The sequence below is a fragment of the Actinosynnema sp. NPDC023794 genome (assembly GCF_040639675.1).
Taxonomy (GTDB): domain Bacteria; phylum Actinomycetota; class Actinomycetes; order Mycobacteriales; family Pseudonocardiaceae; genus Actinosynnema; species Actinosynnema luteola.
The window spans coordinates 559,511-584,018 of the sequence record NZ_JBFAFR010000001.1 but is presented as its reverse complement, the minus strand read 5'-3'; the positions used below and the strand labels follow the sequence as shown (position 1 = coordinate 584,018).

The following is a 24,508-nucleotide window of genomic DNA, read 5'->3' as shown; positions in this document are numbered from 1 at the left end:
GTCATGCGCATCCCGTCGTCCTACCTCGTCCAGTTCCACGAGCCGGAGGGGTACCTGGACTTCGCCCGCTTCGGCCCGCCGTCGTTCGCGGTGGTGGACGCCTCCACGCGGCTGGTGGAGGCGTCGGTGTCGGCCGGCCCGTCCACGGTGGACGACCTGATGCGACAGGAGCTGCGCGCGAAGGCGGCGGTGGCCCGGCTGTGCCGCGGCGACACCGACCACGTGACGTTGCTGCCGAACACGAGCACCGGCCTGTTCCAGGCGGCGCTGGGCGTGACCGGCGAGGTGCTGGTGTCGTCGGGGGAGTTCCCGGCGAACACCTACCCGTGGGCGCGGTCGCCGTCCGTCGACGTGTCGTGGCTGCCGCCCGGTCCGGTGACGGCCGACGTGGTGCGGGCGGCGTTGACGCCTCGCACGACCGCCGTGTCCGTGAGCGCGGTGGACTTCCGCACCGGTTACCGGGCCGACCTGGCGGCGTTGCGCGAGGTGGTCGGCGATCGGCTGCTGGTCGTGGACGGCATCCAGGGCTTCGGGGTGGTCGACGAGCCGTGGGAGGTGGCCGACGTGCTGGTGGTCGGCGGGCAGAAGTGGCTGCGGGCGGGCTGGTCGACGGGGTTCATGACGCTGTCCGACCGGGCGCTGAGCAGGCTGGACCCGGTGCTGTCGGGCTGGACGGGCGCCGAGGACCCCGGGTTGTTCGACAACGGCATCCACCCCGTCGGCGAGGGGGCGGCGGGGTGGTCGATCACGAACCTGAGCCCGATCGCCTCGGGTGCGCTGGCGGCGGCGTTGGAGCTGGTCGAGGTGGCCGGCGTGGAGGCCATCCACGCGCAGGTCGTCGAACGATCCGACGAACTGGCCGAGGTGATCCGCGCGGCCGGCGGCGCGGTCGTGTCCGCGCTGGACCGCCGCGCGGGCATCCTCGCCTTCACGCTGCCCGATCACGCGCCGTCGGTGATCGGCGCGGCGCTGGCGGACGCGGGCGTGGCCGCGACCGTGCGGCCGGAGCACGTGCGCCTGTCACCGCACGCCTCCACGACCGCGGACACCGTCGCCCGCTTCGCCACCGCGTTGAAGGAGATCCGCAAGCCGGTCGTCGTCGAGGCGCCGGCGCCCGCTCCGGCGGTGACGTCCGAGGTGCTCACCGCACTGGTCCCGACGGTGAACAGCCTGGCCACCGCGCTGGGACCGGGCACCGAGGTCGTGCTGCACGACCTCGGCGCCCTGCCCGACTCGATCATCGCCATCGCGGGCGACCTCACCGGCCGCAAGGTCGGCGGCCCGATGACCGACCTGCTGCTCGGCCTGGTCCGCCGTGGCACGACGCAGGACCTGGCGGGCTACGAGACCTACGCGCCGGACGGGCGGGTGATCCACTCGTCCACCGTGTTCCTGCGCGACGCCGACGGGGTGGCGGTCGGCTGCCTGTGCGTCAACAGCGACCCTGGCCCGAACCGACGCCCGGAGACGGCGGTGTCGGGGGCGCCGGCGGTGGAGGCCTTCCCCGGCGACGTCGACACCCTCCAACGCCTCCTGGTCGAACGCGCCGTGACCGCCGTCGGCGTGCCCGTGGAGCTGATGAAGAAGTCGCACAAGTCCCAGGTGGTGCGGGTGCTGGACGAAGCGGGCCTCTTCCTGATCCGCGATTCGATCGACTACCTGGCCGGCGTGCTGGGCGTGACCCGGTACACGATCTACAACTACCTCAACGAGGTCAGGGGCTGACTGCCCTCGTGCACGGCCGCGTGGGCGGCGTCACGGGCGGCGTTGGCGTCGTCGTCGGTCAGGGTGCGGGTCGGGTGGCGCAGGACCAGGCGCAGCAGCACGTTCTTCTGGTCCGGCCGCGCGCCCAGCCTCGCCACGGCCACCGGCGGCAGGGCGGACACCGGGGTCTCGCTGACCACCGTGACCTCCTCCACCAAATCGCCGACGGCCGCGCGCACGACGTCGCCGATCGTCTCGCCGTCGGCGTCCGCGCCGACCGCGACGGAGATGTCCCGCGTGACCGGCGGGTGCTTGGACACCGGCCGGTACGGCGCGAGGTCCAGCATCTGGGCGGCCACGCGCGGGTCGTCCGAGGACAGCAGGCGGATGTCCGGGATGCCCTTGCGCAGCATCAGCAGCCGGTCGAGGCCGACGCCCAGCGCCAGCCCGTGCACGTCGTCCGGCAGCCACGCGCGGCGCAGGACGTGCCTGGCCGCCAGGCCGCACTCGGCGACCTCCAGCCACTCGCCGTCCACCAGCACGTCCACCTGCCGTCCCGCCGTGGTGTACGGGTGGGTCGCGGGCGTCGTCCGGTACCGCATGCCGGGCACGGCGGTGGTGATCACGGCGTCGATCAACTCGTCCAGGTCGGCCCGGTGGTGGGAGATCCGCCACAGGTCGAGCTGGTGCGGCGTGCCCGAGTGCACCCGGTCGACCGCGTCGCGGCGGTACACCATCCCCACGCACGCCAGCAGCACGTCGTCCCAGCCGTCCTCCGTGCCGAGCAGCCGCAACGCGGGCGGCACCATCGCCGTCGTGTGGCTGCGCAGCATGCCGTTCTCGCTGGTGTAGCGCGTGTAGCGGGCGTCGCGGGTGATGGCGTCGGGTGGGTAGCCCAACGCGGTGTAGTTGTCGTCGACCGACACCTCCGGGTGGTCGCGCAGCACGCGCAACTCACCCGGCAGGGCGGCGAGGACGTCGTCGACCAGCAGTTGCACGGCGTGCGGCCCGTACGCGGGGTCGCTGAGGTCGCGAGGCATCGCGGGTGGTCCCTTCGACGGTGGTGGACATCGGCTGGAGGGATCCGCCGAGCCGGTCCGCCACCGGGACCGCGTGAACTAGCGCACGCCACAGGCCCCAGCGGCCGGGTCTCCCGGCCGGGGGCGGCTAAATCGGCGCGTCACGTTTTCCACGATAGCCCGCGCGTGCCGCATGATGCACGCATGTTGTCGAGCAAGGGCGAGGACTTCCGCGCGTTCTGGACCGAGCGCCACCTGTGCACGCTGACCACGATCCGCCCGGACGGGACGCCGCACGTCGTGCCGGTCGGCGTCACGCTGGACCTGGAGACGGCCACCGCCAGGGTGATCACCTCGGGTGGTTCGCACAAGGCGCGGCAGATCCTGGCGGCCGGCGGCGCTCCCGTGGCCGTGTGCCAAGTGGACGGACGCCGGTGGTCGACCCTGGAGGGACGCGCGGTCGTCCGCCGTGAGCCGGAGGTGGTCGAGGACGCCGAGCGGCGGTACGCCGACCGCTACCGCACGCCCCGGCCCAACCCGCGGCGCGTGGTGATCGAGATCGCCGTCACCCGCGTGCTGGGGACGGTGTGAGCGTCACGGTCATCGGCATCGGCGCCGACGGCTGGGCCGGCCTGCCGGACGCGTCGCGGCACGAGATCGCGTCGTGCGAGGTGCTGATGGGCAGCGCCCGGCAGCTCGACCTGGTGCCGGGGGAGTTCGACCGGGTGCCGTGGCCGTCGCCGCTGGCGCCCGCGCTGCCCGGCCTGCTGGCCCGCTACGCCGGACGGCGGGTCGGCGTGCTGGCCAGCGGCGACCCGATGTTCCACGGCATCGGCGCCACTCTGGTGCGGCTGCTGGGCGCCGCGCGGGTCCGCGTCGTGCCGCACCCGTCGTCGGTGTCGCTGGCGTGCGCCCGCCTGGGGTGGGCGTTGCACGACGTGGACGTGGTGAGCCTGGTCGGCAAGCCCGCCGCGCTCGTCGTGCCGCACCTGCACCCGGGACGGCGCGTGCTCGTGCTCGGCGGGAACCCGCGCGAGGTCGCCGCCCTGGCCCCGGACGCGCGGCTGACCGTGCTGGAGCAGCTGGGCGGGCCGGGGGAGCGGGTGCACCACTCGCTCGACGACGCCGACCCGCTGCACGTGCTCGCGGTCGAGTGCGGCGCGGACGGCACGTCGTCGACGCCGGGTCGGCCGGACGAGGAGTACGAGCACGACGGGCAGCTGACCAAGCGCGAGGTGCGGGCGGTCACGTTGGCGCTGCTCGCGCCCCGCCCCGGTGAGCTGCTGTGGGACGTGGGCGCGGGTGCGGGCAGCATCGCCGTCGAGTGGTGCCGGACCCACCCGAGCTGCCGGGCCATCGCGGTCGAGCAGCACCCCGAGCGCGCCGCGCGCATCACCCGCAACGCGACGAAGTCGGGCGTGCCGGGGATCGAGGTCGTCGTCGGCACGTCGCCGGGGGCGCTCGACCTGGCTGTGATGAACCAGGAAGGGCCGGACGCCGTGTTCATCGGCGGCGGCCTGACCGCCGACGGCGTGGTCGAGCGCTGCTGGGACGCGCTGAAACCGGGCGGGCGGCTGGTGGCCAACGCCGTCACGCTGGAGTCGGAGGCCGTGCTGACGCGGTGGCGCGGTCGGCTGGGCGGCGACCTGACGCGGCTGGAGGTGAGCCGGGCGACCGCGATCGGCGGCTTCACCGGCTGGCGACCGCAGCTGCCCGTGACGACCTGGATCGTGACCAAGGAGAACGCGTGACCGTGCACTTCATCGGCGCCGGGCCCGGCGCGGCCGACCTGCTGACCCTGCGGGCGGCGCGGCTCATCGCCGAGTCGCCGGTCTGCCTCTACGCGGGGGCGCTGGTCCCGGTCGAGGTCCTCGGGCACTGCCCGCCGGACGTCCACCTGGTGGACACCGCGAACCTGGACCTCGACCGGATCACCACCGAGCTCGCCGCCGCGCACGCCGCCGGCCGGGACGTGGCCCGCCTGCACTCCGGCGACCCGTCGGTGTTCAGCGCGATGGCCGAGCAGATGCGCCGCCTGGACGCCCTGGGCATCCCGTACGACGTGACGCCGGGTGTGCCCGCCTTCGCCGCCGCCGCCGCGTCGCTGAACCGCGAGCTGACCGTGCCGGGCATCGGCCAGACCGTGGTCCTGACCCGCACGTCGGCCCGCGCCACCCCCATGCCGCCGGGGGAGGACCTGGCGACGCTCGGCCGGTCCGGGGCGACGCTCGTGCTGCACCTGGCCGTGCAGCGGATCGAGGAGGTGGTCGCCGACCTGCTGCCGAACTACGGCCCGGGGTGCCCGGTCGCCGTGGTCGCCCGCGCCAGCCGGGAGGACGAACTGGTGCTGCGCGGCACGCTCGCCGACATCGCCGAGCAGGTGCGCGCCGCCGGGGTGAAGCGCACCGCCGTCATCGTCGTCGGCAAGGTCCTGACCGCCGAGGGCTTCCCGGACAGCCACCTCTACTCGACCACCCGCAGCCGTTCATGACCGGGCGCCCAGCGCCTCCGCGGTGGCCCGGTCCGCCGGGAAGTACGACTCGATCGCGATCTCCTCGAGCGTGATGTCGACGGCGGTGCCGAAGGTGGCGACCGTGTTGATGAAGCTCAGCACGTGCCCGCGGTGGCGGATGCGGATGGGCAGGGCGATGTCGTGCGCGCCGGGCGGCGGGTAGTCGCCCGGCGGGCCGTAGGACAGCAGCTCCTCGTGGAGCGCGGCCAGGTGCGGATCGCCCGCCTGGCGCGCGAGGCGGGCCATCAGCCGCGCGCGCACCTCCGGCAGGTTGACCACCCTGGGTGCGAACCCGTTCGGGTGCAACCCGAGGCGCATCACGTTGACCGGTGGTTCCAGCAGCGCCGGGTCGACGCCGTCGAGGAAGACCTCGGCCGCGGAGTTCGTGGCGAGGAGGTTCCAGCGGCGGTCGACGACCAGGGCCGGGTACGGCTCGTGCCCGTCGAGGACCTGGCGGAGGGCGTCACGGGCGGCGGCCATGTCCGGCGCGTCCAGGGCGCGCTCCCGGTAGACCGGCGCGTACCCGGCCGCCACGAGCAGGTGGTTGCGCTCGCGCAGCGGCACGGCGAGGTGCTCGGCCAGGTGCAGCACCATCCGACGGCTCGGCCTCGTGCGGCCGGTCTCCACGAAGCTGATGTGCCGGCTCGACACGCCCGACTGGACGGAGAGCTCGAGCTGGCTCACCCGTCGCCGTCGCCGCCACTCGCGGAGCAGCTCACCGACCGTGCCGGCCTGGGACATGTGGTTCCACCTCGTCGCCACGGTACGTCCCGGCCCGTCGGGACCGCCATTACCCGCCGGGTAATCGACGGGGTGATCACCGGCTGCCACGGTGGAGCCATGACCGACACCACCGCCCAGAGCCCCGCCGAGGCCAACAAGGCGCTGTTCCTCACCGCGTTCGCGCGGTTCGCCGCCGGCGACCACGACGTGCTGCACACCGTGCTGCGGGAGGACTTCGTCGACCACAGCCCCGGCAACCCGTCCGGTCGTGACGCGTTCGTGGAGTTCATCAAGGAGTCCCCGGTGGCCAGGGCGCGGCTGGAGCTCAAGCGCGTCATCGCCGATGATGAGCACGTCGTGGTGCACTACCACTTGGTCGAGGAGGAGGGCGCACGTGGCGCGGCCGTGGTCGACATCTGGCGGTTCGCCGACGGCCTCATCGCCGAGCACTGGGACGTGGTCCAGCCGGTGCCGGACGACGCCCACGTGCCCCACGGGATGTTCTGAGGCGTCAGGCGCGGCCGACGACCGTGCCCGCGCGGTCGATCACGATCACGTCCACGGCGACCGGGGCGCCGCGCAGCACGTCGTCCGCCGTCGCCTTGGCGCGTTCCGCGACCAGGTCGCCCAGCGGCACCCCCGCCGCCTGGCACACCTGCAACGCGCCGAGCGCGGTGTTGGCCTCGGCGACGGCCGTGGCCAGCGCCGGGTCGTCCACGAGGGACGCCAGGAAGCCCAGGTTCACCTGCGACCGGCCCGAGTGCAGGTCCAGGTGCCCGTCCGCCAGCTTGGACAGCTTCCCGATCCCGCCCGCGACGGTCAGCCGGGCCACGGGGTGGCGGCGCAGGTACTTCAGCACCGCGCCGGCGAAGTCGCCCATGTCCAGCAACGCGTCCTCCGGCAGCCCGTGCAGCGCCGCCGCGACCTTCTCCGACGTGCTCCCGGTGCACCCGGCCACGTGCTCGTACCCCTGCGCCCGCGCCACGTCGATGCCGCGCCGGATGCTGTCGATCCACGCCGAGCACGAGTACGGCACCACGATCCCCGTCGTGCCGAGGATCGACAGCCCGCCCAGGATCCCCAGCCGGGGGTTCCACGTCTTGCGCGCCAGCTCCTCGCCGTGCTCGACCGAGATCGACACGACCACGTCGCCGCTGCCGCCGTGCGCCGAGGCCACCCGCGCGATGTGCTCGCGCATCAGCTGCCGCGGCACGGGGTTGATCGCCGGCTCGCCGACCGCCAGCGGCAGGCCGGGTTTCGTCACCGTGCCCACACCGGGCCCGGCCTCGAACACCACGCCGCTGCCCGGCGCGCCGCGCCGGACGGTGGACCCGACCAGCGCGAGGTGCGTGACGTCCGGGTCGTCGCCCGCGTCCTTCACGATCGCGGCGAACGCCCGGTCGTCACCCAGCTCCTCGCGGGCCAGGGCGAACGACGGCGTCTGGCCCTTCGGCAGCACGATCCCGACCGGGTCGGGGAACTCGCCGGTGAGCAGCGCCGTGTACGCCGCCGTGGTCGCGGCGGTGGCGCAGGCGCCGGTGGTCCAGCCGAAGCGCAGGTTCGTGCTCACGACGACAGGATGCAACAGCCGTGAAGACCGTGCTGGTGCTGGGTGGCACGGGCGAGGCCCGTGAACTGGTCCGGCAGCTCACCGACGTCCGCGTGATCTCGTCGCTGGCCGGTCGGGTGGCCGACCCCAAGCTGCCCGAGGGCGAGGTCCGCATCGGCGGTTTCGGCGGCGTCGAAGGGCTCGTGGCCTACCTGCGGGCCGAACGCGTGGACGCCGTCGTGGACGCCACCCACCCGTTCGCCGACCGCATCACCGCCAACGCCCTCGCCGCCACCACCACGACCGGGACGCCGTTCCTCGTGCTGCGCCGCCCCGGCTGGCCGCCCGAGGACGGCTGGCGGTACGTGGACAGCGTCGCCGAGGCCGCCACGCTCGTCGCCGGCCGCCGGGCGTTCATCACCACCGGCCGCCAGGAGCTGGCCGCGTTCACCAGCGGTGTCGCGCGCACCGTCGACCCGCCCGACCCGCCGAACCCGCGCCTGCGCCTCGTCCTGGACCGCGGACCGTACACAGTGGACGGTGAGCTGGCGCTCCTGCGCGAACACCGGATCGAAGTCCTGGTCACCAAGGACAGCGGCGGCCCGATGACGGCGGCCAAGCTGACCGCGGCCCGTCACCTCGGCATCCCCGTCGTCGTCGTGCGCCGACCACCGCCACCACGAGCGCCGCTGGTGGAGACGGTGGCCGAGGCCGTCGACTGGCTCACCCGGGGTAGCGGCGCGGCGTGAAGACGGTGCCACGCGCGCTCACCCGCGTCTGCGACGACCCGACCAGCACCAGGCACCGCATGTCCACGGTGGACGCGTCCAGGTCCGCCAACCGCACCACCCGCACGGACTCCTCCGGCCCGCCGACGTCACGCCCGACGACCACCGGCGTGTCGGGGGAGCGGTGCCGCAGCAGCAGGTCGCGCGCCTTGTCCACCTGCCACGTGCGGCTGCGCGAGGCCGGGTTGTAGATCGCCAGCACGAGGTCGGCCTTCGCCGCCGCCTCCAGCCGCTCCTCGATCACGTCCCACGGCTTGAGCCGGTCGGACAACGACACCACGCAGTAGTCGTGCCCCAACGGCGCGCCGACCCGGCTCGCCACCGCGTGCGCCGCGGTCAACCCCGGCAGCACCGTCACCGGCACGTCCGCGAACTGCTCGTCGGTCGCCACCTCCAGCACCGCGCTGGCCATCGCGAACACCCCGGGGTCGCCCGAGGACACCACCGCGACCCGCCGCCCGCGCTTCGCCAGGTCCAGCGCGAACGCCGCCCGCTCGGCCTCCACCTTGTTGTCCGACGCGTGCCGCCGCTGCCGCGGGTTCACCGGCACCCGGTTCAGGTAGGTCACGTACCCGACCAGGTCGTCGGCCTCAGCCAACGCCCGCCGCGCCTCCGGCGTCAACCACTCGGGACCGGCCGGGCCGAGCCCGACCACCACCACCCGGCCCTCGGACTCCGGACGGGCCGCGGGCTTGCTCGGCAGCAACGCCAACGAGAAGTACGGCACGCCGTCGGCGTCCACTTCGGACAGCGGCGCGGTCCGCTGCGCGCCGGTCGTCGCCCGCTCCACGTACCAGGCCTCGTCCAACCGCCCCGCGCGCGCCAACGCCTCCCGCACCTGCGGGAACGTCCTGCCCAGCTTCATGATCGCCACCGGGTCGCCGCCGGCCAGGTGCTCCACCAGCGCGTCCGCCGACAACGTCCCCGGCAGCACGGTCAGCACCTCGTCCCGCTCCACCAGCGGCCGGCCGATCACCGCCGCGCCCGCGCTCACCGACGTCACGCCGGGCACGACCTCGGCCTCGTACCGGTGCGCCAGCCGCTTGTGCAGGTGCATGTAGGAGCCGTAGAAGAACGGGTCGCCGGCCGCCAGCACCACCACCGTGCGCCCGGCGTCCAGGTGCGCGGCCAACCGCGCCGCGCACTCCTCGTAGAACGCGTCGATCTCGCCCTGGTAGTCGTCGGAGTCCTCGGTGGTGACGGGGTAGACCAGCTGCTCCTCGACCTGCCCGTCCCGCAGGTACGGCGCGGCGATCTTGCGCGCCACGCTCCGCCCGTGCCGCGCGCTGTGGAAGACGACCACGTCGGCCTCGCCGATCAGCCGCGCCGCCTTGACGGTCACCAGCTCCGGGTCGCCCGGACCGACACCGACCCCGTACAGCTTGCCCGTCATTCTTCCTCGCTCGCGATCGCGTTGAGCGCCGCCGCGGTCATGGCGCTGCCGCCCCGCCGACCGCGCACGACCAGGTATTCCAGCCCCAGACCGTTGTCCGCCAACGCGTCCTTCGACTCGGCCGCGCCGATGAATCCGACCGGCACGCCCAGCACGGCGGCGGGCCGGGGTGCGCCCGCCGCGATCATGTCCAGCAGGTGGAACAACGCGGTCGGCGCGTTGCCGATGGCGACCACGGCGCCGGCCAGCTCGTCGCGCCACAGCTCCAACGCCGCCGCGCTGCGCGTGGTGCCCAGCTCCGCCGCCAGCCCCGGCACGCGCGGGTCGCCCAACGTGCAGACGACCTCGTTGTCCGCGGGCAGCCGACGCCGCGTCACGCCCGCCGCGACCATCTGCGCGTCGCAGAGGATCGGCGCGCCGGCCACGAGCGCCGCCCGCGCGTCACGCACGACGTCGGGTGAGAAGTCGACGTCCGTGACCAGGTCGACCATCCCGCAGGCGTGGATCATGCGCACCACCACCCGGGACACGTCCGACGGGAACCGCGCGAGGTCTGCCTCGGCGCGGATGGTGGCGAAGGAGCGGCGGTAGATCTCCGCGCCGTCCTTGACGTAGCTGGTCACTTGATCTCCTCGTACCCGTCGCCGGTCGCGACGAACTCCACCACGTCGCCGGCCGGCCTGCCGCACCGGCGTGCGCAGCCCGACCAGTGCACCCGGCCCGGCGTGGTCCGGGTGCCGAGCCAGCGGGTCGCGTCGGCGCGCACGTCGGCCAGCGACTTGGCGCAGCCCGGTCGCCCCGTGCACGCGCTGACGCCGTGCCACGGGGAGTCCGGCGAGGTGAACAGGCCGCTGGTATCGCTCCCGGCCGGCAGCACCACGCTCCGCCACGGCGTGAGCCGGACCGGCACGCCGGCCGGCAGCCGTGCGTCCCAGCGCCCGAACGGCACGCCCGCCACGACGACGGAGCCGTGCGAGCCGGGTGCGACGGGCGTCACACCCGGCTCGATCCGGGCGTCACCCGGAACGCCCAACGCCTCAGTGATCTTCCGCACACCGCCGTCCACTTCGGACAGCCGCCACGCGTCGCCGCGCAGCTCGCCGAACAGCCGTGCGGCGGTCACGACGGCCTCGACCGGATCGGCCACGCGCAGCCCTGAATCGTGGCCTGCCAGGAACAACGCGTCACCGACGAGCCCGATGTCACCCGCCAGGCCGCTCACCGCGCCACCCACCGTGACCAGGAAACGCCCTGGCAGGGACGCCAGCTCCGGGACGCCGCACAACGCCGCGTCGATCGCGTCGACCAGCGCCTGGTTGTCCTCCAACGGCGCGGCGACGATGTTCCGCATCCGCTCGTGCGTCATCGAGGGCAGCAGGCCGACCTCGGCCACCCGTGCGCCCAGCTCGTGCTCGGCGCCCGGTGCCAGGCCCCTGATCTGCACGTTCGCCCGTGAGGTCAGTTCGAGGAACCCGTCGCCCAACTCCAGCGCGGCGGCGCGCAGCGCGTCGACCTGCACGGCGTTCAGCGTCCCGCCGGGCACCCGCACGCGTGCCAACCCGCCGTCGGCGGCCTGGTGCACGTCGATGGCGCCGGGGCAGGCGTCCGGGTGAGTTCGATCCGCTGGCATGGATTGGATGCTAACTGCCGTTAGGGTGACCTCCGAACGGCGAAGCAGCAGGAGGAAGCCGGTGTGAATCCGGCGCGGTCCCGCCACTGTGACCGGGGGAGTCCCCGGGAGTCAGGAACTCCGCTCGCCGTCCCCTACGACCGGGGCGAGGACCCCCGAGGGATGGAGCCCGCACGTGATCCTGCTGTTGTCGACCTCCGACACGGACCTGCTGTCCGCCCGCGCGAGTGGCGCCGACTACCGCCTGGCCAACCCCGCCCGCACCGCCGTGGACGACCTCCCGGCGCTGGTGGAGGGCGTCGACCTGGTGGTCGTGCGCATCCTCGGCGGACGCCGGATGTGGGAGGAGGGGCTGGACCGGCTGCTCGCCTCGGGCCTGCCGGTCGTCGTGCTGGGCGGTGAGCAGAACCCCGACGCGCCCCTGATGGAGCTGTCGACCGTGCCCGGCGGCGTCTGCGCGGAGGCGCACGCCTACCTGGCGCACGGCGGCGCGGCGAACCTCGCCCAGCTGCACCACTTCCTGTCCGACACGGTGCTGCTGACCGGCCACGGCTTCGCGCCGCCCGCGCCGACGCCCACCTGGGGCCTGCTCGAACGGCAGGACGCGGGCGGGGGTCCGACCATCGCCGTCCTGTACTACCGGGCCCACCACGTGGCCGGGAACACGGCGTTCGTGCACGCGCTGTGCGACGCGATCGTGGCCAAGGGCGGCCGTCCGCTGCCGGTCTACTGCGCCTCCCTCCGCACGGCGGAGCAGGAGCTGCTGGCCGTGCTCGGCGAGGCCGACGCCCTGGTGGTGACCGTCCTCGCGGCCGGCGGCACCAAGCCCGCCTCCGCGTCCGCCGGCGGTGACGACGACGCGTGGGACGTGGGCGCGCTGGCCGCACTCGACGTGCCGGTCCTCCAGGCCCTGTGCCTGACCAGCAGCCGTGCCGCGTGGGACGGGAACGACGACGGGCTGTCCCCTTTGGACACCGCCACCCAGGTCGCGATCCCGGAGTTCGACGGCCGGATCATCACGGTGCCGTTCTCGTTCAAGGAGGTCGACGAGGACGGCCTCACGGTCTACGTCGCCGACGACGAACGCGCGGCGCGGGTGGCGGGCATCGCCGTGCGCCACGGCCGGCTGCGGCACGTGCCGCCGGCCGAACGGCGCATCGCGGTGATGCTGTCGGCCTACCCGACCAAGCACTCCCGCATCGGCAACGCGGTCGGCCTGGACACGCCGGCCAGCGTCGTGCGGCTGCTCACCGCCATGGAGGAGCACGGCTACGACATCGGCGACGAGCTGCCCGGCGTGGCCGACCTGGACGGCGACGCGTTGATCCACGCCCTCATCGCCGCCGGCGGCCAGGACGCCGACTGGCTCACCGAGGAGCAGCTCCAGGGCAACCCCGTCCGGCTGCCGGCGGCCCGCTACCGGCAGTGGTACGCCACCCTGCCCGAGGACACGCGGCAGGAGATGGAGCGGCACTGGGGCGAGGCGCCCGGCGAGCTGTTCGTCGACCGGTCGAAGGACCCCGACGGCGAGATCGTGCTGGCCGCCCTGCGCTCCGGCAACGTCGTGGTCATGGTCCAGCCGCCGCGCGGCTTCGGCGAGAACCCCATCGCCATCTACCACGACCCGGACCTGCCGCCGAGCCACCACTACCTCGCCGCCTACCGCTGGCTGGAGGACGAGTTCGGCGCCGACGCCGTGGTGCACGTCGGCAAGCACGGCAACCTGGAGTGGCTGCCCGGCAAGACCGTGGGCATGTCGGCGGGCTGCGGCCCCGACGCCGCCCTGGGCGACCTGCCGCTGATCTACCCGTTCCTGGTCAACGACCCGGGCGAGGGCACCCAGGCGAAACGCCGGGCGCACGCGACCCTGGTCGACCACCTCGTGCCGCCGATGGCCAGGGCCGACAGCTACGGCGACATCGCCCGGCTGGAGCAGCTGCTCGACGAGCACGGCACCATCGCCGCGATGGACCCGGCGAAGCTGCCGGCGATCCGGGCCCAGATCTGGACCCTCATCCAGGCCGCCAAGCTCGACCACGACCTGGGCCTTTCCGACCGGCCGCACGACGACGGGTTCGACGAGCTGATCCTGCACGTCGACGGCTGGCTGTGCGAGGTCAAGGACGTCCAGATCCGCGACGGCCTGCACGTGCTGGGGCAGGCGCCCACCGGCGAGACCAGGGTGAACCTGGTGCTGTCGATCCTGCAGGCCAAGCAGATGTGGGCGGGCCAGGTCGCCGCCCTGCCCGGCCTGCGCGAGGCGCTGGGCCTGACCGAGTCCGGCGACGACCGGACCGCCACCGACCGGGTCGAGGAGCAGGCCCGCGCGCTCGTCCGAGCGATGGAAGACGCCAATTGGGACGTGAACGCCGCCCGGACCCTCACCGACCGGGAGGACGTGGCGCGGATCCTGGAGTTCGCCGCGCTGGAGGTCGTGCCCCGGTTGGCCCGCACCACGGACGAGCTGACGAACGTGCTGCACGCCCTGGACGGCGGCTACGTGCCCGCCGGTCCGAGCGGATCGCCGCTGCGCGGCCTGGTGAACGTGCTGCCGACCGGCCGCAACTTCTACTCGGTCGACCCCAAGGCGGTGCCGTCCCGGCTCGCCTGGGAGACCGGCCAGGCCATGGCCGAGTCGCTGCTGGAGCGGTACCGCGCCGACACGGGGGAGTGGCCGCCGTCGGTCGGCCTGTCGGTCTGGGGCACGAGCGCGATGCGCACGGCGGGTGACGACATCGCCGAGGTGCTGGCCCTGCTGGGCGTGCGGCCCGAATGGGATGACCAGTCGCGCCGGGTGACCGGTCTGGAAGTGATCCCGCTCGACGAGTTGAACCGGCCGCGAATCGACGTCACGGTCCGGATCAGCGGCTTCTTCCGCGACGCATTCCCCCACGTCGTGGCACTGCTCGACGACGCGGTGCGACTGGTCGCGAACTTGGACGAGTCGGCCTCGGACAACTACGTCCGGGCGCACGCCCAAGCCGATCTGGCGCAGCACAACGACCCGCGCCGGGCGACAATGCGGATCTTCGGCAGCAAACCGGGCGCGTACGGCGCCGGCCTGCTCCCGCTCATCGACAGCCGCAACTGGCGCGACGACGCCGACTTGGCCGAGGTGTACGCGGTGTGGGGCGGCTACGCCTACGGCCGCGAACTCGACGGAGTCGAAGCCCGGCCGGCGATGGAGAGCGCCTACAAGCGCATCGCGGTGGCGGCGAAGAACATCGACACGCGTGAACACGACATCGCCGATTCCGACGACTACTTCCAATACCACGGCGGAATGATTGCGACCGTGCGCGCGCTCACCGGTAAAGCGCCCGCCGCTTATGTCGGCGACAGCACGCGGCCCGATGCGGTGCGCACCAGAACGCTGAACGAGGAGACGAACCGGATCTTCCGCGCCCGCGTGGTCAACCCGAGGTGGTTGGCCGCGATGCGCAAGCACGGGTACAAGGGGGCGTTCGAACTCGCGGCCACCGTCGACTACCTGTTCGGCTACGACGCCACCACCGGCGTGGTCGCGGACTGGATGTACGAGCAGCTCGTGGCGAGCTACGTGCTGGACCCGGTGAACCGGGAGTTCCTGGCCCGGTCCAACCCGTGGGCGCTGCACGGCATCTCCGAACGGCTCCTGGAGGCGGCCGAACGGGGTATGTGGGAGCACCCGGAGCCGGCGACGCTGGAAGCGCTGCGAAAGGCCTACCTGGAAACCGAGGGCGACCTGGAGGACGGCGGCTGAGCCGGCACGCCGCCCGTTCGCGGTCTATAACGTCGCGGAAACGCGTCGATCATGAGGGGTACCCCTAATATCCCGGGACGCCGCGCGCGTGACGAAACACTTCGGTGAATCATCGGTCCTGAACGGACGTCCCGTCGCGCGCCGCGGGTCGTCCGGGTGGTGACTCGGCCGGCCGGTGACGCCACCCGGTCGGCCGACTCGCGCTACCCGTCCGGACGACTCGGCGCGCGACTGTCCGCGACTCGCGGTGTGGCGCTGCCGGACACGCGCACACTTCCGGTGCAGACTGGTGGCGGGTGAGCGGGTTCGCGACTCGGGAATCGTTTCGGGCCGTTCGGCGCGAGATGAACCGAGCGTGTCCGGCCGGTCTACGAACAGTGCCTGAACGGACCACTGCACGCACGGCTAGCAGAATCGGTCCAGCAAGGCAAATGACGCAACATCGGTAACAGCGCGGACACGGGAGCTTGACACAACTCCGTGGCGCGAACCACACTCCCCCAAAACCTGGGAGCGCTCCCAGAACGTTCACCGCCGATCAACTGAGGAGTTCTCGTGCGCTACCGTCGAGCAGGCTTGGCCAAAGTCCTGGCCTGCACCGCAGTGCTTGCCGCAGTCGCCACGGCCTGTGGCTCGGGAGGGTCCGGCACGTCGTCAGATGGCAAGGTCGAGCTGACCATCGCGACCTTCAACGAGTTCGGCTACGAGGAGCTCCTCAAGGAGTACGAGGCCGCGAACCCGAACGTCAAGGTCACGCAGCGCAAGACCGGCCAGGGCGCGCCGCACCACCAGAACCTGTTCACCAAGCTGGGCGCGGGCTCCGGTCTGGCCGACGTCGAAGCCGTCGAAGAGGGCTTCCTGAGCCAGGTCATGGCCAAGTCCGGCCAGTTCGAGGACCTGAAGGAGATCGGCCCGAAGGACGTCCGCGAGGACCGCTGGCTGCAGTGGAAGGTCGACGCGGTCACGACCAAGGACAACAAGCTCATCGGCTACGGCACCGACATCGGCCCGCTGGCCATGTGCTACCGCAAGGACATGCTGGAGGCGGCCGGCCTGCCGTCCGACTCCGAGGGCGTGAAGGCCCTGTTCGCCACCTGGGACTCGTACTTCGAGGCCGGTGACAAGTACGTCAAGGCGACCGGCAAGCCGTGGTTCGACTCGGCCGCGCAGATCTTCAACCCGATGCACAACCAGGCCGAGGTCGGCTACTTCGACCGCGACGACAAGCTCGTGATCGAGACCAACACCGACAAGAAGATCTGGGACCAGGTCGTCGCCGCGGTCGCGGGTGGCCAGTCGGCCAAGCTCGCCGCGTGGAGCCCGGAGTGGCAGACCGGCTTCAAGGAGTCGGCGTTCGCCACCAAGACCTGCCCGTCCTGGATGCTGGGTGTCATCGAGGGCAACGCCGGTCCCGACCACAAGGGCAAGTGGGCCGTCACCGCGGCGTTCCCCGGCGGCGGCGGCAACTGGGGCGGCTCGTACCTGACCGTCCCGAAGCAGGGCAAGAACAAGGCCGAGGCCGCCAAGCTGGCCGCGTGGCTGACCGCGCCGGAGCAGCAGATCAAGGCGTTCAAGGCCAAGGGCACCTTCCCGAGCCAGACCGAGGCCCTGATCTCCCCGGAGCTGCTCAACCAGACCAGCGAGTACTTCGGCGGCGAGAAGGTCGGCATGCTGTTCGCCGAGCAGGCCAACAAGGTCGCGGCGGCCCAGTACAAGGGCCCGCAGGACGGTGAGATCCAGGACAACGTGGTCTCCCCGGCGCTCGCCTCGGTCGAACAGGGCACGGCGTCCGCCGACGCGTGGGCGAAGGTCATCGAGGGAGCCAAGAAGGCTGCCAAGTAATGACGACCGAGCTTTCGGTCGCGCGCGGGCGGGGCGCCGAGCCCCGCCCGCCGCGGCGCGACGACAACGATGACATCGGTACGGGCAAGCTGAGCTGGCGCTACCGGTTGAACCGGCTGGACGTGAAGTTCTCGCCGTACCTGTACATCGCCCCGTTCTTCGTCCTGTTCGCGGTCGTGGGACTGTTCCCGCTGCTCTACACGGCCTACATCTCCCTGTTCGAGTGGGAGCTCGGAGCGGACGAGCAGCCGTTCATCGGCGTCGAGAACTACACCAACCTGTTGGCCGACTCGCAGTTCTGGAACGCGATGGTCAACACGTTCAGCATCTTCGCGATCTCGACGATCCCCCAGGTCATCATCGCGGTGCTGCTGGCCGTGCTGCTGAACACCGCCCTGCGCGGTCGCACCGGCTGGCGGATGGGCGTGCTGCTGCCCTACGTCGCCAGCCTCGTCGCCCTGACCATCATCTTCGGCGACCTGTTCGGCGTCCAGTACGGCAGCATCAACGACATCATCGAGCTGCTCGGCTTCGAGCGGATCGACTGGCAGGCCGACCGCTGGTGGAGCCACGTGGCCATCGCCACCATGGTGAACTGGCGCTGGACCGGCTACAACGCCCTGATCGTGCTGGCAGCCATGCAGGCCATCCCGCGCGACGTCTACGAGGCGGCGTGGGTCGACGGCGCGAGCAAGGTGCGCCAGTTCTTCAGCATCACGCTCCCGATGCTGCGCCCCACCCTGATCTTCGTGATCGTCACGTCGACCATCGGCGGTCTGCAGATCTTCACCGAGCCGTTGCTGTTCTCGCCCTCGGCGGGCGCCAACGGCGGCGCGACCAACCAGTACCAGACGGTCGTGCTCTACATGTACCAAGCCGGCTTCCAGAGCCAGGACCTCGGCTACGCCTCGGCGATGGCCTGGATCCTGTTCATCGTCATCATCGCGATCGCGGGGATCAACTTCCTGCTCACCCGCAAGCTCGCGTCCAGTGGGGAGGCGTGATGGCCACCATCACCGATCGCCCGGCGCCGAGCGCGACCGGGTCCAAGCCAGTCAAGCGGAGGCGCTCGAAGGCGACGTCGCTCTCCGAGCGGCGGCCGGGCTTCGTCGTCTACGGAATCCTGATCGCCTTCATCCTGGGCTCGGCGTTCCCGTTCTACTGGTCGTTCCTGGTGGCCAGCCACGACGACGCGGCGTTCACCAAGGACTCGCCGATGTTGCCGGGCGGGAACTTCTTCGAGAACGCGAGCCGCGTGCTGGACACGATCCCGTTCTGGAAGGCGCTGGGCAACAGCATCATCGTCTCCGGCACGGTCACGATCTCCGTGGTGGTGCTCTCGACGCTGGCCGGTTTCGCGTTCGCGAAGCTGCGGTTCAAGGGTCGCGGTCCGCTGATGGTGTTCGTGGTCGCCACGCTCGCCGTGCCCACGCAGCTCGGCATCATCCCGCTGTACATGGTGATGGCGGAGTACGGCTGGTCCGGCACCCTCGGCGCGGTCATCGTCCCCAACCTGGTGACCGCGTTCGGCGTGTTCTGGATGCGCCAGTACATCGCCGACGCCGTGCCGGACGAGCTGATCGAGGCGGCCCGCATGGACGGGTGCAGCATGATCCGCACGTTCTGGCACGTGTGCCTGCCCGCGGTGCGCCCGGCCGCCGCCATGCTGGGCATCTTCACGTTCATGATGTCGTGGAACGACTTCCTCTGGCCGCTGATCGTGCTCAACGCGGACAACCCGACGATGCAGGTCGCCCTGGAGAAGTTGCAGAGCGGCTACTACGTCGACAAAACGCTCGTGCTCGCCGGGACCACGATGGCCACGGTCCCGATTCTAATCGTCTTCCTCGTACTCGGTCGGCAGATCGTCGCCGGGATCATGCAGGGTGCTGTGAAGGGGTAGCTGTGGAGTCGATTTCCTTTCCCGAGGGATTCGTGTGGGGCGCCGCGACAGCGGCGTTCCAGATCGAAGGCGCGACCACCGCGGACGGTCGCACCGCGTCCATCTGGGACACGTTCTGCCAGCTTCCGGGCGCGGTGGTGGGCGGTGACACGGGTGATCCCGCGGCCGACCACTACTACCGCGTGGACGAGGACGTCCAGCTGATGGTCGACCTCGGGCTGCACGCCTACCGGTTCTCCACCGCGTGGCCGCGCATCCGCCCGGACGCGGGTCCCGTCAACCAGCCCGGCCTGGACTTCTACTCCCGGCTGGTCGACAAGCTGCTCGAGAACAACATCACCCCGTGGCTGACGCTCTACCACTGGGACCTCCCGCAGACGCTGGAGGACGAGGGCGGCTGGGCCAACCGCGACACCGCGTACCGCTTCGCGGAGTACGCCGAGTCGGTCGTCGGCGCGCTCGGCGACCGGGTGGACAACTGGACCACGCTCAACGAGCCGTGGTGCTCGTCGCTGCTCAGCTACGCCGCGGGCGTGCACGCGCCAGGCCGCCAGGAGCCGGAGGCCGCCGTCGCGGCCGTGCACCACCTGCTGCTGGCGCACGGCCTGGCCACCTCGGTGATCCGCGAGCAGGCGCCGAACGCCAAGATCGGCATCACGCTCAACATGTACCCGATCATCCCGGCGGACCCGGACGACCCGGCCGACCTCGACGCCGCCCGCCGGCTCGACGGCCTGCAGAACCGGATCTTCCTGGACCCGCTGTTCAAGGGCGAGTACCCGGCGGACATCGTGGAGGACCTGGAGCCGTACGGCTTCTCGAAGCACATCCGCGAGAACGACCTGGAGATCATCTCCGCGCCGCTGGACCAGCTGGGCGTCAACTACTACGCCGAGCACTTCGTCAGCGGCACGCCGGAGCCGGAGGCCCCGGTCCAGACCAACGGGCGTCGCCCGACCGGGTCACCGTGGGTCGGCGCCGAGCACGTGTCGTTCCCCAGCCGCGGCCTGCCGCGCACCGCCATGGACTGGGAGGTGCAGCCGGACGGCTTGTTCAAGGTCCTCATGCGGGTGCACCAGGACTACCCCAGCATCCCGCTGTACGTCACCGAGAACGGCGCGGCCTACGTCGACTCCGTCAGCGACGATGGATCGATCAACGACCCCGAGCGCCTCGGTTACATCGAGTCGCACCTCAGGGCCGCGCACGCGGCCATCGAGGCGGGTGTCGACCTCCGCGGTTACTTCGCGTGGTCGCTCATGGACAACTTCGAATGGGCCGAGGGCTACGCCAAGCGGTTCGGGATCGTGCATGTCGACTACGAGACCCAGGTGCGGACGCCTAAGATGAGCGCCATGTGGTACTCACAGGTTGCCCGTGGCAACGTTCTCGCGGCGACGGTCGCTCCGTGACAGATGCCGTTGACCCGCCCAAGGCGCGACGACCCAACACCCGGCTCGAGGAGGTCGCTCGGGCAGCCGGGGTGTCGAAGTCGACCGTCTCCCGGGTGATCAACGGCGAGCCGTACGTCAGCTCCAGGGCGCGTGAAGCCGTCCACCAGGCCATCGGGAAGCTCGGGTACAGCCCGAACCAGGCGGCCCGGACGCTCGCGGGCAGCCGGGCGAACTGCATCGCCATGGTCGTGTCCGAGCAGGGCAGCCGGGTGCTGAACGACCCGTTCTTCGCCGGTGTGCTGCGCGGTGTGCACGCCGAGCTCGCGGGCAAGCGGGTCCAGCTCGTCCTCATGATGAGCAAGGAGGGCGACGAGCAGGACCTGGTGAACTACCTGTGCGGTGGCCACGTGGACGGCGTGCTGGTGATCAGCCTGCACGGCCAGGACCCGCTGCCCCGCACGCTCGCCGACGCGGGCCTGCCGACCGTGGTCTGCGGCAGGCCCCTCGGCGCCGGTGGAGTGCCCTATGTGGACTCGGACAACTTCAACGGCGCGATGGAAGCGGCTCGTTACCTGGTCGCGCGGGGTCACAAGCGCATCGGCACCATCGCGGGCCCCCGGGACATGGCGGTCGGCATGGACCGCCTCTCGGGCTGGAAGCGCGGCCTGAGCCAGGCCAGGGTCGACACCGGCCTCGTCGCCTACGGTGACTTCACGCCGGAGAGCGGCGCCGCGGCCATGGCCGACCTGCTCGAGCAGGCCCCGGACCTGGACGCGGTGTTCGTCGGCGCGGACATCATGGCGCTGGGCGCGTTGCAGACCCTGCACGCGCACGGCAAGAAGGTGCCCCAGGACGTCGCCGTGGTCGGGTTCGACGACCTGATGATCGCCTCGACCGCGGTGCCGCCGCTGACCACGATCCGGCAGGACGTGGAGCAGTTGGGGCGCACCATGACGTGGCGGCTCATGGCGGAGCTGGCCGGCGAGGAGAACCTCCCGCCGTTCCTGCTCCTCCCGACCTCGATGGTCACCCGTTCGAGCGCCTGAGTCGATCTCGGAGGACATGCCGCGACCCGGGCCCCTCGGTCCGGGTCGCGGCATTTCGAAGCGATTCGACGGTTCGTTCGACGCATTCGACGCCGGCCGGTCGCCCCGAGTCCACAGTTCACTCGGATGGCCTAGTCCCGACCCTTGCCGTCAGTCGATCAGCCTGGCTACGGTCCAATCCTGCCTGTTCTGGGAGCGCTCCCAGAACTGGTAACGGACGGCCACTTTCGCGTCCGGAACGCACGACCTCCAGACCCTGACTTCCTCAAGCCAGGGAGGAGGCGGATCCCTCTCGCCCACCGCCTCCTCCCACCCCGCGCGAAGGAGCGCAGCACCGATGGCCCGACGCACCCCGTCCACGGCGGCAGCAGCCCCGCCGGGCCCGGTGGGAGTCGCGGGCCGTCGGGCCGAGGGTCACCCGGACGCCACCCCGACCGCGAACTCGGCCGGGACCGGTGCGTTCGGGCAGGTCCGACCACGGGTGTGGCCGGACGCGAGCGTGCCCGTCACGGATGTGCCAGTCATGAATGTGGGGGTGGAGTCATGAAGCGGCTTCTCGCGTTGACCGCCGCGGCCGTCGCCGCGCTCGGTGTGGTGCTGGTGACCGCCGCGGCGAGTCCCGCGTCGCCGCCGCTGTCCGCCTCGGGCATCGTGCAGCCGCACAACTGGCGCAACGTGGAGATCGCGGGCGGCGGGTTCGTGCCGGGCATCGTGTTCAGCCCCGCGGAGAAGGACCTGATCTACGCGCGCACCGACATCGGCGGCGCGTACCGGTGGAACCAGGCCACCGGTCGCTGGATCCCGCTGCTGGACTGGGTCGGCTGGGACAAGTGGGGCTACAACGGCGTGGCGAGCATCGCGCCGGACCCGAAGAACGCCGACAAGGTGTACGCGGCCGTGGGCATGTACACCAACAGCTGGGACCCGAACAACGGCGCGATCCTGCGCTCCTCGGACCGCGGCGCCACGTGGCAGCGCACCGAGCTGCCGTTCAAGGTGGGCGGCAACATGCCGGGCCGCGGCATGGGGGAGCGGCTGTCGGTCGACCCGAACGACGGGCGGGTGCTGTACTTCGGCGCGCCCAGCGGCAAGGGCCTGTGGCGCAGCACGGACAGCGGCGTGACGTGGTCGCAGGTGGCGAGCTTCCCCAACCCGGGCAACTACGTCGCCGACCCGAACGACCCCAACGGCTACTCGAACGACATCCAGGGCGTGGTGTGGGTGACCTACGACCCGCGCTCCTCGACCGCCGGCGGCCCCTCCAAGACGATCTACGTCGGCGTGGCCGACAAGGAGAACACGGTCTACCGCAGCACGGACGCGGGCGCGACCTGGACCCGGCTGGCCGGCCAGCCCACCGGCTACATCGCGCACCAGGGCGAGCTGGACGCCGAGGGCGGCTTCCTCTACCTGGCCACCAGCGACACCGGCGGCCCGTACGACGGCGGCAAGGGCGACGTGTGGAGGTACGACACCGCCACCGGCGCGTGGACGCGGATCAGCCCGGTCCCGTCCAGCAGCTCCGACGCCTACTTCGGCTACAGCGGCCTGACGATCGACCGGCAGAACCCGGACACGCTGATGGTCGCCACCCAGATCTCCTGGTGGCCGGACGTCATCATCTTCCGCAGCACCGACCGCGGCGCGACGTGGACGCGGGCGTGGGACTTCACGAGCTACCCCGAGCGCAGCTTCCGCTACACCATGGACATCAGCTCCTCGCCGTGGCTGAGCTGGGGCGCGAACCCGCAGCCGCCGGAGACCTCGCCGAAGCTCGGCTGGATGGTGGAGTCGCTGGAGATCGACCCGTTCGACTCCAACCGGATGATGTACGGCACCGGCGCCACCATCTACGGCACGACGGACCTGCTCAAGTGGGACGACGGCGGCCGGATCACGATCAAGCCGACCGCCGCGGGGCTGGAGGAGACCGCGGTGCTCGACCTGATCAGCCCGCCCACGGGCGCGCCGCTGATCAGCGGCCTCGGCGACATCGGCGGGTTCCGGCACACCGACATCACCAAGGTGCCGCCGCTGATGTTCCAGCAGCCCAACTTCACCACGACCACCAGCCTGGACTACGCGGAGAAGAACCCGTCGGTGATCGTCCGCTCCGGCAACGTGGACGGCTCGCCGCACGTGGCGTTCTCCACCGACGGCGGCGCGAACTGGTTCGCGGGCTCGGAACCGGGCGGCGTCACCGGTGGCGGCACGGTCGCGGCGTCGGCGGACGGCAGCCGGTTCGTGTGGAGCCCGGCCGGCGCGGCCGTGCACCACTCGGTGGGCTTCGGCAACACCTGGACGCCGTCCACCGGCATCCCGGCGGGGGCCGTCGTCGAGTCCGACCGGGTGAACCCGAACAAGTTCTACGGCCTGGCCGGCGGTCGCCTCTACGCCAGCACCGACGGCGGCGCGACGTTCACCGCAGGCCCCGAGGTGGCGGCGACCAAGCTCAAGGCCGTGCCGGGCCACGAGGGCGACCTCTGGCTGACCGGTGACGGCTTGTTCCGGTCCACCGACTCCGGCGTCACGGTCCGGAAGAACAAGTGGGTCACCAAGGCCGTCAGCGTCGGGTTCGGCAAGGCCGCCGAGGGCAAGACCTACCCGGCCATGTACACCGTGCTGGCCTTCGAGGACGGCCGCCTGGGCGTCTACCGGATGGAGGGCTTCGGCTTCGACGGCCTGGCCGCGGGCTTCGTGCACATCAACACCGGGGTGAACCAGCAGTACGGCAACATGGGCGAGGCGATCACCGGCGACCCGCGCGTCTACGGGCGCGTCTACCTGGGCACCAACGGCCGCGGCATCCTCGTCGCCGACCCGGCCGGGAGCATCTCGACCACCGAGCCGTTCCCCACCACGACCACCACGATCCCGAACACCACGTCGAGCACCACCACGAGCACCTCCGGGACGACCACGGTCACCGACCAGCCGCCACCCGGCTGCTCGGTGCAGTACCGGGTCGCTTCCCAGTGGGGAGGTGGCTTCACCGGTTCGGTGAGGATCACCAACCGGGACACCAGGGCCGTCACGGGCTGGAACCTGGGCTGGTCGTTCGCGAACGGCCAGAAGATCACCAACAGTTGGAACGGCAAGGCGTCGCAGACCGGCGCCGCCGTGACCGTGAGCAACGAGGGCTGGAACGGGACCATCGCGGCGGGGAGCACGGTGGAATTCGGATTCCAGGCGAGCTGGCAGGGCAGCAACGTCGCACCCACCGGCTTCACGCTGAACGGCAGGACCTGCCTCGCAGGCTGACT

At 71.7% G+C, this 24,508-nt stretch carries 19 protein-coding genes and 1 riboswitch; of the genes, 13 read left to right on the top strand and 6 right to left on the bottom strand.

Translation table 11 applies throughout. The features are described from left to right. Window positions 1–3 precede the first annotated feature (3 nt). Window positions 4–1,725, top strand: coding sequence for an aminotransferase class V-fold PLP-dependent enzyme (locus AB0H12_RS02575; RefSeq protein ID WP_499620800.1), 1,722 nt, complete (start codon window positions 4–6; stop codon window positions 1,723–1,725). On the opposite strand, the gene srmL is transcribed toward AB0H12_RS02575, so the two are convergent. Beyond that, the gene (srmL, locus tag AB0H12_RS02570) at window positions 1,701–2,744 is read right to left on the bottom strand and encodes a PheS-related mystery ligase SrmL (protein WP_499620257.1); all 1,044 of its coding nucleotides are present in this window, start codon (window positions 2,742–2,744) and stop codon (window positions 1,701–1,703) included. The genes AB0H12_RS02575 and srmL overlap by 25 nt on opposite strands. A 183-nt stretch (window positions 2,745–2,927) precedes the next feature. Here srmL and AB0H12_RS02565 point away from each other — a divergent pair, with 183 nt between their 5' ends. From AB0H12_RS02565 to cobM, 3 genes are read left to right on the top strand one after another with little or no spacing between them, the layout of a single operon-like run. After that, on the top strand, window positions 2,928–3,314 hold the full coding sequence (locus AB0H12_RS02565; protein WP_499620256.1) for a pyridoxamine 5'-phosphate oxidase family protein: 387 nt from the start codon (window positions 2,928–2,930) through the stop codon (window positions 3,312–3,314). Beyond that, window positions 3,311–4,474 carry a precorrin-6y C5,15-methyltransferase (decarboxylating) subunit CbiE gene (gene cbiE, locus AB0H12_RS02560; RefSeq protein ID WP_499620255.1) on the top strand — a complete coding sequence of 388 codons (1,164 nt, stop codon included), beginning with the start codon at window positions 3,311–3,313 and terminating at the stop codon, window positions 4,472–4,474. Before AB0H12_RS02565 ends, cbiE begins: the two co-directional genes overlap by 4 nt. Next, window positions 4,471–5,214 carry a precorrin-4 C(11)-methyltransferase gene (cobM, locus tag AB0H12_RS02555; protein WP_499620254.1) on the top strand — a complete coding sequence of 248 codons (744 nt, stop codon included), beginning with the start codon at window positions 4,471–4,473 and terminating at the stop codon, window positions 5,212–5,214. Before cbiE ends, cobM begins: the two co-directional genes overlap by 4 nt. On the opposite strand, the gene AB0H12_RS02550 is transcribed toward cobM, so the two are convergent. Then, complete coding sequence (locus AB0H12_RS02550; protein ID WP_499620252.1) at window positions 5,209–5,976, bottom strand: MmyB family transcriptional regulator; 768 nt, start codon at window positions 5,974–5,976, stop codon at window positions 5,209–5,211. The genes cobM and AB0H12_RS02550 overlap by 6 nt on opposite strands. 99 nt (window positions 5,977–6,075) lie before the next feature. Between AB0H12_RS02550 and AB0H12_RS02545 the strand changes: the two genes are divergently transcribed. Beyond that, the gene (locus AB0H12_RS02545) at window positions 6,076–6,465 is read left to right on the top strand and encodes a nuclear transport factor 2 family protein (protein WP_499620250.1); all 390 of its coding nucleotides are present in this window, start codon (window positions 6,076–6,078) and stop codon (window positions 6,463–6,465) included. Between the two features lie 4 nt (window positions 6,466–6,469). Here the strand turns inward: AB0H12_RS02545 and AB0H12_RS02540 are convergent, their stop codons facing one another. Further along, window positions 6,470–7,528 (bottom strand): cobalt-precorrin-5B (C(1))-methyltransferase, encoded by a 1,059-nt coding sequence (locus AB0H12_RS02540; protein ID WP_499620249.1) that lies wholly within the window; start codon window positions 7,526–7,528, stop codon window positions 6,470–6,472. A gap of 20 nt (window positions 7,529–7,548) precedes the next feature. Here AB0H12_RS02540 and AB0H12_RS02535 point away from each other — a divergent pair, with 20 nt between their 5' ends. Beyond that, window positions 7,549–8,256 (top strand): cobalt-precorrin-6A reductase, encoded by a 708-nt coding sequence (locus tag AB0H12_RS02535; RefSeq protein WP_499620248.1) that lies wholly within the window; start codon window positions 7,549–7,551, stop codon window positions 8,254–8,256. Here AB0H12_RS02535 and AB0H12_RS02530 read toward each other — a convergent pair. The 3 genes from AB0H12_RS02530 to AB0H12_RS02520 are packed head-to-tail and all read right to left on the bottom strand — an operon-like array spanning window position 8,231 to window position 11,318. Continuing rightward, a complete protein-coding gene (locus AB0H12_RS02530) occupies window positions 8,231–9,688 on the bottom strand; it encodes a precorrin-2 C(20)-methyltransferase (RefSeq protein WP_499620247.1) in 1,458 nt (485 codons plus the stop codon). The two genes, AB0H12_RS02535 and AB0H12_RS02530, sit on opposite strands and share 26 nt — an antisense overlap. Further along, the gene (locus AB0H12_RS02525) at window positions 9,685–10,311 is read right to left on the bottom strand and encodes a precorrin-8X methylmutase (protein WP_499620246.1); all 627 of its coding nucleotides are present in this window, start codon (window positions 10,309–10,311) and stop codon (window positions 9,685–9,687) included. Before AB0H12_RS02525 ends, AB0H12_RS02530 begins: the two co-directional genes overlap by 4 nt. Then, entirely contained in the window at window positions 10,308–11,318 is a 1,011-nt protein-coding gene (locus AB0H12_RS02520) for a ferredoxin-like domain-containing protein (RefSeq protein ID WP_499620245.1), read from the bottom strand. The genes AB0H12_RS02525 and AB0H12_RS02520 overlap by 4 nt, the downstream gene beginning before the upstream one ends. Window positions 11,319–11,329: 11 nt before the next feature. Beyond that, a riboswitch (cobalamin riboswitch) is annotated at window positions 11,330–11,459 on the top strand. A gap of 34 nt (window positions 11,460–11,493) precedes the next feature. Here AB0H12_RS02520 and cobN point away from each other — a divergent pair. The 7 genes from cobN (at window position 11,494) to AB0H12_RS02485 (ending at window position 24,506) form a co-directional block, all read left to right on the top strand. Beyond that, window positions 11,494–15,060: a cobaltochelatase subunit CobN gene (gene cobN / locus AB0H12_RS02515; protein ID WP_499620244.1), complete on the top strand. Its 3,567-nt coding sequence runs from the start codon at window positions 11,494–11,496 to the stop codon at window positions 15,058–15,060. A gap of 555 nt (window positions 15,061–15,615) precedes the next feature. Further along, the gene (locus AB0H12_RS02510; RefSeq protein ID WP_499620243.1) at window positions 15,616–16,902 is read left to right on the top strand and encodes an ABC transporter substrate-binding protein; all 1,287 of its coding nucleotides are present in this window, start codon (window positions 15,616–15,618) and stop codon (window positions 16,900–16,902) included. Next, entirely contained in the window at window positions 16,902–17,906 is a 1,005-nt protein-coding gene (locus AB0H12_RS02505; protein ID WP_499620242.1) for a carbohydrate ABC transporter permease, read from the top strand. Before AB0H12_RS02510 ends, AB0H12_RS02505 begins: the two co-directional genes overlap by 1 nt. Next, the gene (locus AB0H12_RS02500) at window positions 17,906–18,805 is read left to right on the top strand and encodes a carbohydrate ABC transporter permease (protein ID WP_499620240.1); all 900 of its coding nucleotides are present in this window, start codon (window positions 17,906–17,908) and stop codon (window positions 18,803–18,805) included. Before AB0H12_RS02505 ends, AB0H12_RS02500 begins: the two co-directional genes overlap by 1 nt. Before the next feature lie 11 nt (window positions 18,806–18,816). Next, window positions 18,817–20,217 (top strand): GH1 family beta-glucosidase, encoded by a 1,401-nt coding sequence (locus AB0H12_RS02495; RefSeq protein WP_499620798.1) that lies wholly within the window; start codon window positions 18,817–18,819, stop codon window positions 20,215–20,217. Further along, the gene (locus AB0H12_RS02490; protein WP_499620239.1) at window positions 20,214–21,245 is read left to right on the top strand and encodes a LacI family DNA-binding transcriptional regulator; all 1,032 of its coding nucleotides are present in this window, start codon (window positions 20,214–20,216) and stop codon (window positions 21,243–21,245) included. The genes AB0H12_RS02495 and AB0H12_RS02490 overlap by 4 nt, the downstream gene beginning before the upstream one ends. A 543-nt stretch (window positions 21,246–21,788) precedes the next feature. Next, the gene (locus AB0H12_RS02485; protein ID WP_499620238.1) at window positions 21,789–24,506 is read left to right on the top strand and encodes a cellulose binding domain-containing protein; all 2,718 of its coding nucleotides are present in this window, start codon (window positions 21,789–21,791) and stop codon (window positions 24,504–24,506) included. Window positions 24,507–24,508 lie beyond the last annotated feature (2 nt).